Here is a 14,723-nt window from a genome sequence, read left to right on the forward strand (position 1 = left end):
CGCGGCGCGCCGCATCGGCTGCGCCTGCCGCCGGCCGCGCCGCGTCGTCGAGCCGGAACACCGAAGTCGCGTCGCGCAGGCGCGCCGCTTGCTCGTCGAGCGACTGCGCGGCAGCCGCGGCCTCTTCGACGAGCGCCGCGTTCTGCTGCGTGACCTCGTCCATCTGCGCGACGGCGCGCGCGACCTGGTCGATGCCGCCGCTTTGCTCCTCGGACGCCGCCGCGATCTCGCCCATGATGTCCGTCACGCGCTGCACCGCACCGATCACGTCGTTCATCGTGCGCCCCGCTTCGTCGACGAGCGTCGAGCCCGAGCGGATCCGCTCGACCGACGCGTCGATCAGCGCCTTGATTTCCTTGGCCGCGCTCGACGAACGCTGCGCGAGACTGCGCACCTCGCCCGCGACGACCGCGAACCCGCGCCCTTCCTCGCCCGCGCGTGCGGCTTCGACCGCGGCGTTCAGCGCGAGGATGTTGGTCTGGAATGCAATGCCCTCGATGATCGCGATGATGTCCGCGATCTTCGCCGAGCTCGCATTGATCTCGCCCATCGTGTCGACGACCTGCCCCACCACCGTATTACCCTTGTTTGCAATTTCCGACGCATTCGCGGCCAGCGAGCTTGCCTGGCGCGCATTGTCCGCGTTCTGTTTCACGGTGCCGGTCAGTTGCTCCATGCTCGACGCCGTTTCCTGCAGCGCCGCCGCCTGTTCTTCCGTTCGCGACGACAGGTCGATGTTGCCGGCCGCGATCTGCCGGGCTGCCGTCGCGATCGACTCGCTGCCGCCGCGCACCGTGCGCACCGTGTCGACAAGCCCGCGCTGCATCTTCGCGAGGCCGTCGAGCAGCTGACCCATTTCGTCGCGTCGGCTCACGACGATCGTGCGGCGCAGATCGCCCGCGGCAATCGCGTCGAAATGCGCGAGCGCGTCCGCGAGCGGCCGGCCGATCGCGCGGCTCAGCGTGACCCACGACAGCAGCGCGGCGACGAGGCCGAGCGCGAGCACGACGATCGACACGACACGCAGCGCGTCATACACCGATTCCGCATGATCGAACCGCGCTTGCCCGTCGCTGAACTGGAAGTTGCGCAGCGCTTCGTTCGCGCCGGCGAGTTCGTTGAAGCGCACCTGCAGCTGCTTCGCGCCGTCGCCGATCCGGTCGTGGTCGCCCGACGCGATCGCGCTCGCGAACGCGTCGCAACTGGCTTGCAGCGCCTGCCGCTTCGCTGCGACGTCCTGCGCGAGCCGGTCCTCTTCCGGCCCGCGCGGCAGCGCGAGATACTTCTGCCACCGCGCGTCGGACTGTGCGCGCATGGCGCGGCTGCGCTCGATGGCGGCCGCCGAGTCGGGCGTGCCGGCCAGCAGTGCCGCGCGATCGAGCGCGAGCCGCTCGCGGGCCGCGAACATTTCCGCCACCGACACGTTGACCGCGCTCGGCATCTGGTTCGTGAAGATCTCGCGCGTCGACTCGTTCGCGCTCGTCATCCCGTACAGACCGAGCACGCCGATTACGCCCAGCAGCGCGGCTAGAAAAGCCATTGTCAAACCGATACGCGCACGTATCGTCAGGTTCCTGAAGACCATCGTCGTTCCTGTGTTGCGTCGCCGAGGCGGGCCGTGGCCCGTTACGCCGAACATTGTTTCGGTTCCCGTATTTACGACGGCGCGCTAAACAACTTGATGGCATTCGAGCTTATTTTTCGTTTAATACGTCTGTTTATTACAGATTGCTGAATAATTGCATGGAAGGCGACGCCTGCCTTCGCAGTCGAGCCGCGAAAGCGGATGCGAGAGGACGACGATGCGGGAAGTGGACTGCGGCCGCCGTCCGACGTGACGGAGCGGCCGCGAAGGGACGGAAATGCGTCAGTCGCCGAGTTCGGCGAGCGTCGGGATCGACGGCTGGGCGCCGGCACGCGTGACCGATACCGCGGCCGCGCGCTGGGCGAAGCGGATCGCGTCGTCGACGTTCGCGCCGGCCGCGAGCCGTGCGGCGAAGCCGCCGATGAACGTGTCGCCGGCGGCCGTCGTGTCGACCGCGCGCACGACCGGCGCCGGATAGTGTCGCGCGATGCCGTCGGCCGTCAACGCGAGCACGCCGCGTTCGCCGAGCGTGATCAGCACGTTGCGCGCGCCGCGCGCCTGCAGCGCCCGCGCCGCGACCTCCGCGTCGGTCGCATCGCGCACCGGGCGGCCGGTCAGCGCAGCGGCTTCCAGTTCGTTCGGAATCAGATAGTCGACCAACGCGAGCCAGTCGGCCGGCAGCGGCGCGACAGCCGGTGCCGGATTGAGCACGACCGTGCGGCCGAGCCGGCGTCCGGCGGCAAGCGCCGCGCGGACCGTGTCGGGCGGCGTCTCGAGCTGGCAGATCAGCACGTCGGCGGACGCGAGCGTCGCTTCGTGCCGCGCGACCGTCTCCGGTGTCACGTCGCCGTTGCCGCCCGCGACGATGACGATCGCGTTCTGGCTTCCGTCGTCGACGACGATCAGCGCGACGCCGGTCGGCGCCGACGCGCTCGTCGCGAGCCCCGCGCAGTCGATCCCTTCGGCTTCGAGCCCCGCGCGCAGCGCGTCACCGTGCGCATCCGCGCCGACGCAGCCGATCATCGCGACCTGCGCGCCGAGCCGTGCCGCCGCGACGGCCTGGTTGCCGCCCTTGCCGCCCGCCGCCTGCGCGAACGCGTGGCCCGCGAGCGTCTCGCCCGGCAGCGGCAGCCGCGGCGCGCGCACGACGAGATCCATGTTGAGGCTGCCGACCACCGCGACGCGGCCGGCCCGCGCTGCCGCGCCGGCCGTCATGCGCGGGAGCCGGACGCGGCCGGTTCGCGATAGACCGCCGTCGATTCGCGCAGCACGAGCCGCGGCGACACGACGCGCCGCCGGCTCGGCGCCGCCGACGAACCGCCGCCGATCCGCTCGATCAGCGTCTGCGCGGCCATTTCGCCGAGCGCGCGCACCGACTGGCCGACGGTCGACAGCGCCGGATACGTGTAACGCGAGAACTCGATGTCGTCGAAACCGATGATCGAACAGTCGTCGGGCACGCGCATCCCGCGCTCGGCGGCCGCGCGCAGCGCGCCGACGCCCATCAGGTCGTTGCCCGCGAAGATCGCGCTCGGCCGCACCGATTCGAACAGCCGCGCCGCCGCGTGATAGCCGCCGAGGCAGGAAAAATCGCTTTCCGCGATCGCGCCCGGCACGATGTCGATGCCGCGCTCGGCCATCGCGCGGATGAAGCCGTGCACGCGCATCGCGCTGACGGCCGTGTCGGTCGGCCCGGTGATGCAGCCGATCTTCGCGTGGCCGAGTTCGAGCAGATGGCGCGTCGCGAGATAGGCGCCGCGCTCGTGGTCGATCTGCACGAGATCGGCCGCGAGCCCTTCGATGTTGCGGTCGACGACGACGAGCGGCGCATGCGCGTCGGCGAGCGTCTGCGCGAGCACGGCGTCTTCGCCGGCCGACGCGACGATCAGCCCGTCGATGCGCTTTTCCTGCAGCACGCGCAGGTAGTTGCGCTGCTTGACCGGATCGTCGTCCGAGTTGCAGAAAAACACGCAGTAGCCGTTGGCCGCGCACTGATCCTCGATGCCGCGCGCGAGCTCCGCGAAGTACGGATTCGTGCTGTTCGGCACGACGAGGCCGATGGTCGCCGTCGCGCGGGCCTTGAGCGAGCGCGCGACCGCCGACGGCACGTAGTTCAGCTCGCGGATCGCGCCCTCGACCTTCGCCCGTACGTCCGCGGACACCGGCCGCGAGTTGTTTACCACGTGCGATACCGTCGTAAACGACACGCCCGCCATGGCCGCCACATCCTTGATCGTCGCCATTTCCCGTTTCTCTCTGCTCTTTCTGTTGTTGGTCTTACCGCGTGCGTGTGCGCCGGCTGCGATACGTGTCGAGCACGACCGCGACCACGATCACCGCCCCGGTGATGATCCGTTTCGTCGGCTCGTTCGCGCCGATCTGCGCCAGGCCCGCGGCGAGCACCGAGATGATCAATACGCCGAAAAACGTGCTGATCACCGAGCCGCGGCCGCCCATCAGGCTCGTGCCGCCGATCACGACGGCCGCGATCACCTGCAGCTCGAGCCCGGCGCCCGCGTTGGGATCGGCGGCCTCGAGGCGCGAAATCTGGAACAGCGACGCGAGCCCGGCGAGCGCGCCCATCAGCGCGAAGACAAGGATTTTATACGGCCGCGGGTTAACCCCCGCAAGCCGCACGGCCTCCTCGTTCGTGCCGATCCCCACCAGATAGCGGCCGAACACGGTGCGCGTCAGCACGAACTGCGCGGCAATCATCACCGCGACGGCGATCAGGAACGCCGGCGAGATGCCCAGCGCGATCGGATTCGACAGGAAATCGAACGCGTCGCCGATATACGCGGTGCGCGAATTCGTCAGCTGGTAGGCGAGGCCGCGCGCGGCCTCGAGCACGCCGAGCGACACGATGAACGACGGAATCCGCCAGCCGACCGTGACGGCGCCCGTCAGCGAGCCCGTCGCGGTCGCGACCGCGATGCCGATCAGCGCGGCCGGCAGCGGCCCCCACTGCCACTTCAGCGCGGCGACGCTGACCATCGACCCGGCGAGCGCGAGCACCGAGCCGACCGACAGATCGATCCCCGCGATGATCAGCACGAACGTCATCCCGACCGACATCACGACGAGGTCGGGAATCTGGTTCGCGATCGTGCTGAACGTATCGTAGGTCAGGAAATGCGAGCTCAGCGCCGAAAACAGCGCGATCATCGCGATCAGCGCGCCGGCGAGGCCGAGATAGTTCGACACGCCGAGCCGCGTGCCGGACAGCGTGCGCGCGCGGCGGCCGGTCGCGTCCTGCGCGGCGCCGGCATCGGTCGGGGTGACGGGGGGCTGGGTCATTGCGGTCGTCCTGTCGTCGAAGTGCCGTGCGCGGCGTGCGCGTCAGGCGGCGGTGCGCCGTGCGGCGCCGCGTCGCGGCCGAAGCCCGCGAACGCCGCGGCCAGCAGCGCATCCTGGGTCCAGTGGCCGCGCTCGAACACGGCCGTCATGCGGCCGGCCGACATTACGCCGATCCGGTCGCAAATCAGCATCAGTTCGCGCAGGTCGCTCGATACGACCACGAGCGCGCGGCCTTCGCGCGCAAGCGCGCCCATCAAAGTGTAGATTTCGAATTTGGCGCCGACGTCGATGCCGCGCGTCGGCTCGTCGAACAGCAGCACGCCCATGTCGCGCGCGAGCCAGCGGCCGATCACGACCTTCTGCTGGTTGCCGCCCGACAGTTCGCCGACCGGCTGCGCGGCGCCGTGCGCGCGGATGCGCAGCGCGTCGATCTGCCGTTCGGCGAGCGCCGTCTCGCGCGCCGTGTCGACCACGCCCGCACGCGCGAGCCGGTCGAGCTGGCCGAGCGACACGTTGGCCGTGACCGACTGCGACAGCAGCAATCCCTCGCCCTTGCGATCCTCGGTGATCAGCGCGATGCCGAGCTGCACCGCATCGACCGGCGAGCGGATCGCGACCGGCCGCGGCGGCTGGCCGACCGCGATCGTGCCGGCGTCGGGCGTATCGGCGCCGTAGATCAGCCGCAGCAGTTCGGTGCGCCCTGCGCCGATCAGTCCGGAAATGCCGAAAATCTCGCCCGCCCGTACCTCGAGCGACACGTCGCGCACGGCCGGCGCACGCGTGAGCCCCGAGACGACGAGCCGCGGCGCGCCGATACGGCGCTCGCCGAGATCGATGTGTTCGCCGATCTCGCGGCCGACCATCAGCGTGACGAGCGCGTCGGACGTCGTTGCGGCCATCTCGCCGACGTGCACGAGCCGCCCGTCGCGCAGCACCGCGACGCGCTCGGCCACGCGCGCGAGTTCCTCGAGCCGATGCGAGATGTAGACGATCGCGACGCCGCGCGCCTTCAGCCGGTCGATCTGCTCGAACAGCAGTTCGACCTCGCGTGCGGTCAGCATCGCGGTCGGCTCGTCGAGGATCAGCACGCGGCAGTCGCCGATCAGGTTGCGCGCGATCTCGACCATCTGCTGATGGCCGATGCCGAGCGCGCCGACCGGCGTGTCGGGATCGATCGCATCGAGCCCGACCTGCGCCATCGCGAGGCGCGCGTCGTCGCGCAGCCGCGCGCGATCGATCACGCCGAAGCGGCGCGGCAGACGGTTCAGGAACAGGTTTTCGGCGACGCTCAGCGTCGGCAGCAGGTTCAGCTCCTGCATCACCATCCGCACGCCGAGCGCCTCGGCGTGCGTGCGGCTCGCCGGTGCGTACGGCTCGCCCGCGAGCTGCATGGTGCCGGCGCTCGGCTCGACGAGCCCGCCGATGATCTTCGACAGCGTGCTCTTGCCCGCGCCGTTCTCGCCGGTCAGCGCCAGCGCCTCGCCCGGCACGAGCGCGAGCGTGACGTCCGCGAGCACCGGCTCCGCGTACGTCTTGCCGACGCCGGAAACGGACAGCACCGGTGCGGCGGGACGGGAAGAAGATTGGAAGGTCGGTTCCATCGCGATCCTGGTTGCGGCCGCGCGCATGCGGCGCGCGGGTGTGACGCTCACAACTGCATCGGCATGCAGCGGCCGTGATCGCGCTCACACCGGATAACGGCCGCCGCGCCGGATTCTTGAGGGCGGCGGCACGCGCCGCGCGGCGTCACTTCGTCACGAGATCGACCGGCGTCTCCACCACGCCCGACAGCTCCGCCTGCTTGCGGTGCTCGGCGATCGCCTTCAGCGCCGTGTCGATGCCGAACACGGCCTGCTTTGCGGCGTACTGATCGGCCGTCGCGAGCACGCGGCCGTCCTTCAGCATCGGCTTGATCGCGTTGATGTTGTCGTAGCCGACGACGTACACCTTGCCCTGCTTGCCGGCCGCGCGCACGGCCGACACGGCGCCGATCGCCATGTTGTCGTTGCCGCACAGCAGCGCCTTCAGATTCGGGTATTCGTTCAGCATCGCGGACGCGACCGCGTTGCCCTTGTCGATCTCCCATTCGCCCGATTGCACCGACACGACCTTCATGCCGCCCGCCTTCATCGCGTCCTGGAAGCCGGCCGTGCGCTGCTGCGCGTTGGTCGTCGTCGACACGCCTTCGACGATGCCGACCTGGTCGCCCGCCTTCAGCTTCTTCGCGAGGTAGTCGCCGACCTTGCGCGCGCCCTTGCGGTTGTCCGGCCCGACGAACGGCACGTTGAGGTTCTTGGACTTCAGCACGTCGGGGTCGAGCCGGTTGTCGATGTTGACGACGATGATGCCCGCGTCGACGGCCTTCTTCACGACCGGCACGAGCGCCTTCGAATCGGCCGGCGCGAGCACGATCGCGTCGACCTTCGACACGATCATCTGCTCGACGATGCGGATCTGGTTCGCGGTATCGGTCTCGTCCTTGATCCCGTTCGTGATCAGGTCGAACTGGCTCGCGTTGTGTTTCTGGTATTCCTTCGCGCCGTTTTCCATCGTCAGGAAGAACTCGTTGGCGAGCGACTTCATCACGAGCGCGACCTTCGGCTTGCCGGCCGCTTGCGCGTGGACGGCGGGAGCGGCGGCAACCGCGACGGCAGCAAGCGCGGCGGTCAGAAAGCGACGGCGAAAGCGGACATTCATACACATCTCCTGGCGACTGGCCCGTCGGGGCCGACTGTTGTTTTATTGCGAGCAAACGTTTGCGCCACACTACCCGGCGATTGGCCATCGATGCTGCTTGTCGCTACCAAGGAAGAAAACAAGGCAGACGGCCGACTGCCTGACGCGTGTCGTCGTTTACACGCCGCCGCCGGCGGACGCCGGCGGAGTGAAGGTATGCTGGACCGTTTCGCGCCGGCGCGCAACCCGTCTAATCAATATTTAAGGGTTTATTCGGAGCGCGCCGACGGCAGACGGGACGCGCGCGAAGCATGCGCACGCCCGCCCGCGCCAATCACACCGCTTCGCGCAGCTGGCCGGCGATTTCGGCCTCGCTCAGGTGCGGCGCGAACATCTCGATCAGCCGATACGCATACGCACGCAGGAACGCGCCCTTGCGCAGCCCGACGCGCGTCGTGCTCGCCTCGAACAGATGCTGCGTGTCGAGTGCGACGAGCCCCGTGTCGCGCTGCGGATCGTAGGCCATCGCCGCGACGACGCCGATACCCATGCCGAGTTCGACGTAGGTCTTGATCACGTCCGCGTCGATCGCGGTCAGCACGACGTCGGGCACGGCGCCGGCCTGCGCGAACGCCTGGTCGATGTGCGAGCGGCCGGTGAAGTCCTGGTCGTACGTGATGATCGGATACTCGGCGATTTCGTCGAGCGTCAGGTTTTCGCGGCCCACGAGCGGATGCCCCTTCGGCACGACGACCGTGTGGTGCCACGAATAGCACGGGAACGTGACGATGTCCGGATAGCGGTCGAGCGCCTCCGTCGAGATGCCGAGATCGGCCTCGCCGTTCAGGATCATCTGCGCGATCTGCTGCGGGCTGCCCTGCCGCAGCGCGAGATGGACCTTCGGGAACACGTCGGTGAACTGCCGGATCACCTTCGGCAGCGCGTAGCGCGCCTGCGTGTGCGTCGTCGCGACGACGAGGTGGCCGCTGTCCTGATCGGCAAACTGCCGTGCGACGCGCCTCAGGTTCTCCGCGTCGAGCAGCATCCGCTCGATCAGCTGATGCACGGCCTTGCCCGGCTCGGTCAGGCCCGTCAGCCGCTTGCCGCGGCGAATGAAGATGTCGACGCCGAGTTCGTCCTCGAGGTCCTTGATCTGCTTCGACACGCCCGACTGCGACGTGTAGAGCACGTTCGCGACCTCGGTCAGGTTCATGTTCTGGCGCACCGCCTCGCGCACGAAGCGCAGTTGCTGGAAGTTCATGGGTATGCCTCTTGGGCTGTCGTTGTTCGATGGTCGATACGGAGCGCCGTGCGCTCCTTCCTGCCTGGCCGGCGTCAGCGCGCCGGAAATACGCGTACCGCACGCGGCACGGCCGTCGCGCCGTCGCCGACCTGCAGCGACAGCGCGCGCCATGCGTCGCGGTCGAGTTCCGCCTCGAGCGCCCCGCCCGCGCGCGATTCCAGCTCGACGCGCACCGAGCCGCCCAGCGGAATCACGCGGCGCACGTCGACCGCGATGCCGTCGCGATGGCCCGCTTCGGCGGCCGGCCACAGCTGCAGATCGTGCGGCCGCACGTACGCATGCGCGGGTCCCGCGAAATCCGCGTCGACCGCGATCGGCGCGGCCGCGCCCTCGGCGACGAAGCCGCGCTCGGCCACCGTGCCGGGCAGCCGGTTCGCGGCGCCGAGGAATTCGTAGACGAACGCGCTCTGCGGATGATCGTAGACCTCCTGCGGGCTGCCGACCTGCTCGACGCGGCCGCGGTTCAGCACGACGATGCGATCCGCGACTTCGAGCGCCTCCTCCTGATCGTGCGTGACGAAGATCGTCGAGATGTGCAGATCGTCGTGCAGGCGCCGCAGCCAGCCGCGCAGCTCCTTGCGCACCTTCGCGTCGAGCGCGCCGAACGGCTCGTCGAGCAGCAGCACCTTCGGCTCCACCGCGAGGGCGCGCGCGAGCGCGATCCGCTGGCGCTGGCCGCCCGACAGCTCGGACGGATAGCGCTGCGCGAGCCAGTCGAGCTGCACGAGCTTCAGCAGCTCGTGCACCTTGTCGCGAATCGCGGCTTCGGACGGCCGCTCGCGGCGCGGCTTCACGCGCAGCCCGAACGCGACGTTCTCGAACACGGTCATGTGGCGGAACAGCGCGTAGTGCTGGAACACGAAGCCGACCTGCCGGTCGCGCGCGCCGACCGATGCGACGTCGAGCCCCTGCAGCACGACCTGCCCCGCGTCCGCGTGCTCGAGGCCCGCGATCACGCGCAGCAGCGTGGTCTTGCCGCAGCCGGACGGCCCGAGCAGGGCGACGAGTTCGCCGGGCGGGAAATCGAGCGACACGTTGTCGAGCGCGGTGAAATCGCCGAAGCGCTTCTGGAGATGACGGACGGTGATACCCATTCTGGTTGCCTCTTTACGATTTCGACGAAATGGCGGCAGGGCCGGCATGTGCGGGAACGGCGTCGCGCGCGCCGGACAGCTCGGCGGCGAGATGGCGTTCGGCGAGCAGCTTCAGCGCGAGCGTCACGAGCGCGAGCAGCGCGAGCACCGATGCCACCGCGAACGCCGCGGCGAAGTTGTACTCGTTGTAGAGAATCTCGACGTGCAGCGGCATCGTGTCGGTCTGGCCGCGGATATGGCCGGACACGACCGACACCGCGCCGAATTCGCCCATCGCGCGCGCATTGCAGAGGATCACGCCGTACAGCAGCCCCCACTTCACGTTCGGCAGCGTCACGCGGCGGAAGATCTGCCAGCCCGACGCGCCGAGCACGCGCGCGGCCTCTTCCTCGTCGCTGCCCTGTGCCTGCATCAATGGAATCAGCTCGCGCGCGACGAACGGGAACGTGACGAAGATCGTCGCGAGCACGATGCCCGGCACCGCGAAGATGATCTGCACGTCGTGATCCTGCAGCCATGGGCCGAGCCAGCCCTGCGCGCCGAACAGCAGCACGTAGACGAGGCCGGAGATCACCGGCGACACCGAGAACGGCAGATCGATCAGCGTCGTCAGCAACGCCTTGCCGCGAAACTCGAATTTCGCGATCGCCCACGACGCGCACACGCCGAACACGAGGTTCAGCGGCACGGCGATCGCCGCGACGGTCAGCGTCAGCTTGATCGCGGCCCACGCGTCCGGATCCGCGAGCGACTCGAGGTAGAAGCCGACGCCCTTGCGCAGCGCCTCGACGAACACGGCCGCGAGCGGCACGACGAGAAAGAAGGCGAGAAACGCGAGCGCGATGCCGGTGAGCAGCCAGCGCACGGCGCGCGGCTCGCTGACGGGATCGAGCCGCTTCGCCGCGCGCGCACGCTCGGCGGACGACGGGTTCTTGAGCACGGCGGTCACCTCCTGCGTCATGGCCGGCCTCCTGCCGCGACCGCGGCGGTATCACCGGACGCGGACGCGGGCGCACTCGCGCCGCGGCTCGTACGGCGCTGCAGATACCACTGCAGCGTATTGATCAGCAGCAGCATCAGGAACGACACGACGAGCATGACGACCGCGAGCGCGGTCGCGCCCGCGTAGTCGTACTGTTCGAGCTTCGTGATGATCAGCAGCGACGTGATCTCCGACTTCATCGGCACGTTGCCGGCGATGAAGATCACCGACCCGTATTCGCCGAGCGCACGCGCGAACGCGAGCGCGAAACCGGTGAGCAGCGCGGGCAGCACGGCCGGCAGCACGACGCGCCGGAACGTGAGCCAGCGCGACGCGCCGAGGCACGCGGCCGCCTCCTCCTGCTCGCGCTCGAAATCCTCGAGCACCGGCTGCACGGTGCGCACGACGAACGGCAGGCCGATGAAGGTCAGCGCGACCAGCACGCCGAGCGGCGTGAACGCGACCTTGATGCCGAACGGCGCGAGATACTGGCCGACCCAGCCGTTCGCCGCGTAGACGGCCGCGAGCGAAATGCCGGCCACCGAGGTCGGCAGCGCGAACGGCAGATCGACGATCGCGTCGACGAGCCGCTTCAGCGGAAACGTGTAGCGCACGAGCACCCACGCGACGAGAAAGCCGAACACGGCGTTGATCAGCGCGCCGCCGAATGCGGCCGAGAACGTCAGCCGGTACGACGCGAGCACACGCGGCGACGTGACGGCGGCGACGAACTGGTCCCACGACAGCGTCGCGGTCTTCAGGAACGTGGCGGCGAGCGGAATCAGCACCACGAGGCTCAAATAGGCCACCGTGATGCCGAGCGTCACGCCGAAACCGGGCAGCGCGCTCGGCTTGCGAAAGGTGTACGTGGTCATCGGATGCTCTTGCTGGGTCGATGCTCATGGGCCCGACGCGAACGCCGGCGCGACAGGTCGCGCCGGCGGCGTCCGGGACGCGGCGCACTACGTGGCGCGCCGCTGTCGTTGTCGTGTTACTGCGGCTTGTAGATCGAGTCGAACACACCGCCGTCCGCGAAATGCGTCTTTTGCGCATTCGTCCAGCCGCCGAACGTGTCGTCGACCGTGTACAGCTTCAGCTTCGGGAACTGCTTGATCAGCTCCGCCGGCACGCTCTTCGAGCGCGGCCGATAGTAGTTGCGCGCCGCGATTTCCTGGCCCTGCGGGCTGTACAGGAAGTTCAGGTACGCTTCGGCGAGCTTGCGCGTGCCCTTCTTGTCGACGACCTTGTCGACGACCGCCACCGGCGGTTCCGCCAGAATGCTCGCCGACGGTACGACGATCTCGAACTTGTCGGGCCCGAACTCCTTGATCGACAGGAACGCCTCGTTCTCCCACGCGATCAGCACGTCGCCGATCCCGCGCTGCACGAAGCTCGTCGTCGCGCCGCGCGCGCCCGAGTCGAGCACGCCCGCGTTCTTGTACAGCTTCGTGACGAATTCCTTCGCCGACTGCTCGCTGCCGCCCGGCTTGTGCAGCGCATACGCCCACGCGGCCAGGTAGTTCCAGCGCGCGCCGCCCGAGGTCTTCGGGTTCGGCGTGACGATCGACACGCCCGGCTTGGTCAGGTCGTCCCAGTCCTTGATGCCCTTCGGGTTGCCCTTGCGCACGAGGAACACGATCGTCGACGTGTATGGCGACGCGTTGTCGGGCAGGCGTTTCTGCCAGTCCTTGTTCACGAGCCCCTTGTTGGCGAGCGCGTCGATGTCATAGGCGAGCGCGAGCGTCACGACGTCGGCCTGCAGGCCGTCGAGCACCGAGCGCGCCTGCGCGCCCGAGCCGCCGTGCGACTGCTTGAAGTTGACCGTCTCGCCCGTCTTCGCCTTCCACTCCTTGCCGAATGCCTGGTTGAAGTCCTGGTACAGCTCGCGCGTCGGATCGTACGACACGTTCAGGAACGTCGTATCGGCCTGCGCGTGCGTCGCGACGCCCAGCGCCGCCGCCGCGCCCAGCGCGAGTGTTGCAATCAAGCGGCCCGCCCCGCTCATCAGCCCCGTCGTGCGCTTCACCATCCTTGGTTCTCCAGTGTTGTCGGTATTGCGATGTCGGGCCAGTCTATCGAACGGGCTACATGATTAAAAATAATCCTTCTTCATTTTTTAATACTGAAAAGTGCTAACGCAATACGGACGGACGGTTGCGGCAGACGAACCGGCGCATGGGCGTCGCAATCGGGCGTCGGAACCGGCGCGATCGCGTCGAACTTCACGTAACACTTGAAATTCTCAAAGTACTGTATAAAAATACAGCTCACTGTCTATCCATACAGTTGAACCATGACCAAACTCACCGCACGCCAGCAGCAAGTGTTCGACTTGATCCGCCGCGCGATCGAGCGCTCCGGTTTTCCGCCCACTCGCGCCGAGATTGCGGCCGAGCTGGGTTTCAGTTCGCCGAACGCGGCCGAGGAGCACCTGCGTGCGCTGGCGCGCAAGGGCGTGATCGAGCTGGCGGCAGGCGCGTCGCGCGGCATCCGGCTGCTCGGCGGCGACGACGCGCCGCACCAGTTCACGCTGCCGCATGCGGGGCTGATGCAGCTGTCGCTGCCGCTCGTCGGCCGTGTCGCGGCCGGCAGCCCGATCCTCGCGCAGGAGCACATCTCGCAGCACTTCGCGTGCGATCCCGCGCTGTTCTCGAGCAAGCCCGACTATCTGCTGAAGGTGCGCGGGCTGTCGATGCGCGACGCCGGCATTCTCGACGGCGATCTGCTCGCCGTGCAGAAGCGCACCGAGGCGAAGGACGGCCAGATCATCGTCGCGCGGCTCGGCGACGACGTCACGGTCAAGCGTCTGATGCGCCGGCCGGGCGGCATCGAGCTGATCGCCGAGAACCCGGATTACGAAAACATCTTCGTCAAGGCCGGCAGCGCGGATTTCGCGCTGGAAGGCATCGCCGTCGGGCTGATCCGCTCGGGCGAACTCTGACATTCCGTCTCGCTCAGGAGAACACCATGGAACGCCTTGCCCGCCTGCTGCCTTTCCGTCAATTCGGTCGCCTGCGTCATCTGCGCGGCCGCACGCCCTGCGCGCCGCTGTCCGCTGCGGCGCCCGCCGGCCATGAAGTCGCAGTCGAACGGCAGGCGTCGCTGCTGCCGTCGGCGCTCCCCGCATTCGCGCGCGTGTCGCTCAATGCCGGGCTCAATCACGCGGAGCCCGCGCGGCGCGCACCGGTGCGCGTCTATCACGGTCGTTCGCGGCTGATCATGGTCGGCACGATCGATGCCGTCTGCCGCATGATCGATCGCTGCATCGCGGAGGAACGTTCGGCCGCGCAAGGCGGTCTCTGATTGCGACACGGTTTCGCTCCGGAGGTATCGTGACGCGCTCGTCGAGCCGCGGATGGCGGCTCAAACCCTTGCTGATCGTCGTGCTGGCGATCGCCGTCATCGCGGCGATCGGCTATGCCTACGCGTCGCCGTACATCGCGCTCGGCCGCCTGAAGTCGGCGATCGATGCGCGCGATGCACAGGCCGTCAGCGAATACGTCGACTTTCCGTCGCTGCGGATCAGCCTGAAGCAGCAGGTTACCGAGGAATTGATGCGCCGGATCGACGCGCTGAAGAAGGACAACCCGTTCGCGGTGCTCGGCGCGCTGATCGGTTCCGCGTTGATCGGGCCGCTCGTCGATGCGTATGCGACGCCGGAAGGCGTGGCCGCCCTGATGAGCGGTTTCCCGCCGAAAGGCAATCCCGGCGAGCGTCCGCCCGACTGGCAGGCGCAGCAGGCCGGCGGCGCACCGGCCAGCGGCGCCGCGCCGTCCGCACCCGGCG

At 68.5% G+C, this 14,723-nt stretch carries 14 protein-coding genes; 3 read left to right on the forward strand and 11 right to left on the reverse strand.

The features are described from left to right. The 11 genes from HMPREF3115_RS00290 to HMPREF3115_RS00340 form a co-directional block, all read right to left on the reverse strand. The coding region (locus HMPREF3115_RS00290; protein WP_070553144.1) for a methyl-accepting chemotaxis protein at positions 1-1,585 on the reverse strand (1,585 nt) is incomplete at its 3' end. Positions 1,586-1,867: 282 nt separating this feature from the next. Continuing rightward, positions 1,868-2,800: a ribokinase gene (rbsK, locus tag HMPREF3115_RS00295; protein WP_070553138.1), complete on the reverse strand. Its 933-nt coding sequence runs from the start codon at positions 2,798-2,800 to the stop codon at positions 1,868-1,870. Further along, the gene (locus HMPREF3115_RS00300; protein ID WP_006400140.1) at positions 2,797-3,828 is read right to left on the reverse strand and encodes a LacI family DNA-binding transcriptional regulator; all 1,032 of its coding nucleotides are present in this window, start codon (positions 3,826-3,828) and stop codon (positions 2,797-2,799) included. Before HMPREF3115_RS00300 ends, rbsK begins: the two co-directional genes overlap by 4 nt. Positions 3,829-3,862: 34 nt before the next feature. Next, positions 3,863-4,882: an ABC transporter permease gene (locus tag HMPREF3115_RS00305; protein WP_070553140.1), complete on the reverse strand. Its 1,020-nt coding sequence runs from the start codon at positions 4,880-4,882 to the stop codon at positions 3,863-3,865. Then, a complete protein-coding gene (locus HMPREF3115_RS00310; RefSeq protein WP_006408518.1) occupies positions 4,879-6,483 on the reverse strand; it encodes a sugar ABC transporter ATP-binding protein in 1,605 nt (534 codons plus the stop codon). Before HMPREF3115_RS00310 ends, HMPREF3115_RS00305 begins: the two co-directional genes overlap by 4 nt. Before the next feature lie 145 nt (positions 6,484-6,628). Then, positions 6,629-7,579 (reverse strand): sugar ABC transporter substrate-binding protein, encoded by a 951-nt coding sequence (locus HMPREF3115_RS00315; protein WP_006400143.1) that lies wholly within the window; start codon positions 7,577-7,579, stop codon positions 6,629-6,631. 313 nt (positions 7,580-7,892) lie between these two features. Further along, positions 7,893-8,819: a CysB family HTH-type transcriptional regulator gene (locus HMPREF3115_RS00320; protein WP_006400144.1), complete on the reverse strand. Its 927-nt coding sequence runs from the start codon at positions 8,817-8,819 to the stop codon at positions 7,893-7,895. A 74-nt stretch (positions 8,820-8,893) separates the two neighbouring features. Then, complete coding sequence (locus HMPREF3115_RS00325; protein ID WP_006404868.1) at positions 8,894-9,955, reverse strand: sulfate/molybdate ABC transporter ATP-binding protein; 1,062 nt, start codon at positions 9,953-9,955, stop codon at positions 8,894-8,896. Positions 9,956-9,968: 13 nt separating this feature from the next. Next, the gene (gene cysW, locus HMPREF3115_RS00330; RefSeq protein WP_006400146.1) at positions 9,969-10,916 is read right to left on the reverse strand and encodes a sulfate ABC transporter permease subunit CysW; all 948 of its coding nucleotides are present in this window, start codon (positions 10,914-10,916) and stop codon (positions 9,969-9,971) included. After that, positions 10,913-11,812, reverse strand: coding sequence for a sulfate ABC transporter permease subunit CysT (gene cysT, locus HMPREF3115_RS00335; protein ID WP_006400147.1), 900 nt, complete (start codon positions 11,810-11,812; stop codon positions 10,913-10,915). Before cysT ends, cysW begins: the two co-directional genes overlap by 4 nt. 116 nt (positions 11,813-11,928) lie before the next feature. Then, positions 11,929-12,966: a sulfate ABC transporter substrate-binding protein gene (locus tag HMPREF3115_RS00340; RefSeq protein WP_070553142.1), complete on the reverse strand. Its 1,038-nt coding sequence runs from the start codon at positions 12,964-12,966 to the stop codon at positions 11,929-11,931. Positions 12,967-13,230: 264 nt separating this feature from the next. Between HMPREF3115_RS00340 and lexA the strand changes: the two genes are divergently transcribed. The 3 genes from lexA to HMPREF3115_RS00355 all read left to right on the forward strand — a co-directional run. Continuing rightward, on the forward strand, positions 13,231-13,878 hold the full coding sequence (gene lexA / locus HMPREF3115_RS00345) for a transcriptional repressor LexA (protein ID WP_006400150.1): 648 nt from the start codon (positions 13,231-13,233) through the stop codon (positions 13,876-13,878). Between the two features lie 26 nt (positions 13,879-13,904). Then, the gene (locus tag HMPREF3115_RS00350; protein WP_006400151.1) at positions 13,905-14,240 is read left to right on the forward strand and encodes a hypothetical protein; all 336 of its coding nucleotides are present in this window, start codon (positions 13,905-13,907) and stop codon (positions 14,238-14,240) included. A 29-nt stretch (positions 14,241-14,269) separates the two neighbouring features. Next, the coding region (locus HMPREF3115_RS00355; RefSeq protein WP_070553148.1) for a DUF2939 domain-containing protein at positions 14,270-14,723 on the forward strand (454 nt) is incomplete at its 3' end.

This window comes from Burkholderia sp. HMSC10F09 (genome assembly GCF_001806955.1).
Classification (GTDB): Bacteria; Pseudomonadota; Gammaproteobacteria; order Burkholderiales; family Burkholderiaceae; genus Burkholderia; species Burkholderia multivorans.

Coding starts and splice junctions, on each gene's coding strand:
- rbsK (WP_070553138.1), bottom strand. CDS start 2,800: ATGACGGCCGGCGCGGCAGCGCGGGCCGGCCGCGTCGCGGTGGTCGGC.
- HMPREF3115_RS00300 (WP_006400140.1), bottom strand. CDS start 3,828: ATGGCGACGATCAAGGATGTGGCGGCCATGGCGGGCGTGTCGTTTACG.
- HMPREF3115_RS00305 (WP_070553140.1), bottom strand. CDS start 4,882: ATGACCCAGCCCCCCGTCACCCCGACCGATGCCGGCGCCGCGCAGGAC.
- HMPREF3115_RS00310 (WP_006408518.1), bottom strand. CDS start 6,483: ATGGAACCGACCTTCCAATCTTCTTCCCGTCCCGCCGCACCGGTGCTG.
- HMPREF3115_RS00315 (WP_006400143.1), bottom strand. CDS start 7,579: ATGAATGTCCGCTTTCGCCGTCGCTTTCTGACCGCCGCGCTTGCTGCC.
- HMPREF3115_RS00320 (WP_006400144.1), bottom strand. CDS start 8,819: ATGAACTTCCAGCAACTGCGCTTCGTGCGCGAGGCGGTGCGCCAGAAC.
- HMPREF3115_RS00325 (WP_006404868.1), bottom strand. CDS start 9,955: ATGGGTATCACCGTCCGTCATCTCCAGAAGCGCTTCGGCGATTTCACC.
- cysW (WP_006400146.1), bottom strand. CDS start 10,916: ATGACGCAGGAGGTGACCGCCGTGCTCAAGAACCCGTCGTCCGCCGAG.
- cysT (WP_006400147.1), bottom strand. CDS start 11,812: ATGACCACGTACACCTTTCGCAAGCCGAGCGCGCTGCCCGGTTTCGGC.
- HMPREF3115_RS00340 (WP_070553142.1), bottom strand. CDS start 12,966: ATGGTGAAGCGCACGACGGGGCTGATGAGCGGGGCGGGCCGCTTGATT.
- lexA (WP_006400150.1), top strand. CDS start 13,231: ATGACCAAACTCACCGCACGCCAGCAGCAAGTGTTCGACTTGATCCGC.
- HMPREF3115_RS00350 (WP_006400151.1), top strand. CDS start 13,905: ATGGAACGCCTTGCCCGCCTGCTGCCTTTCCGTCAATTCGGTCGCCTG.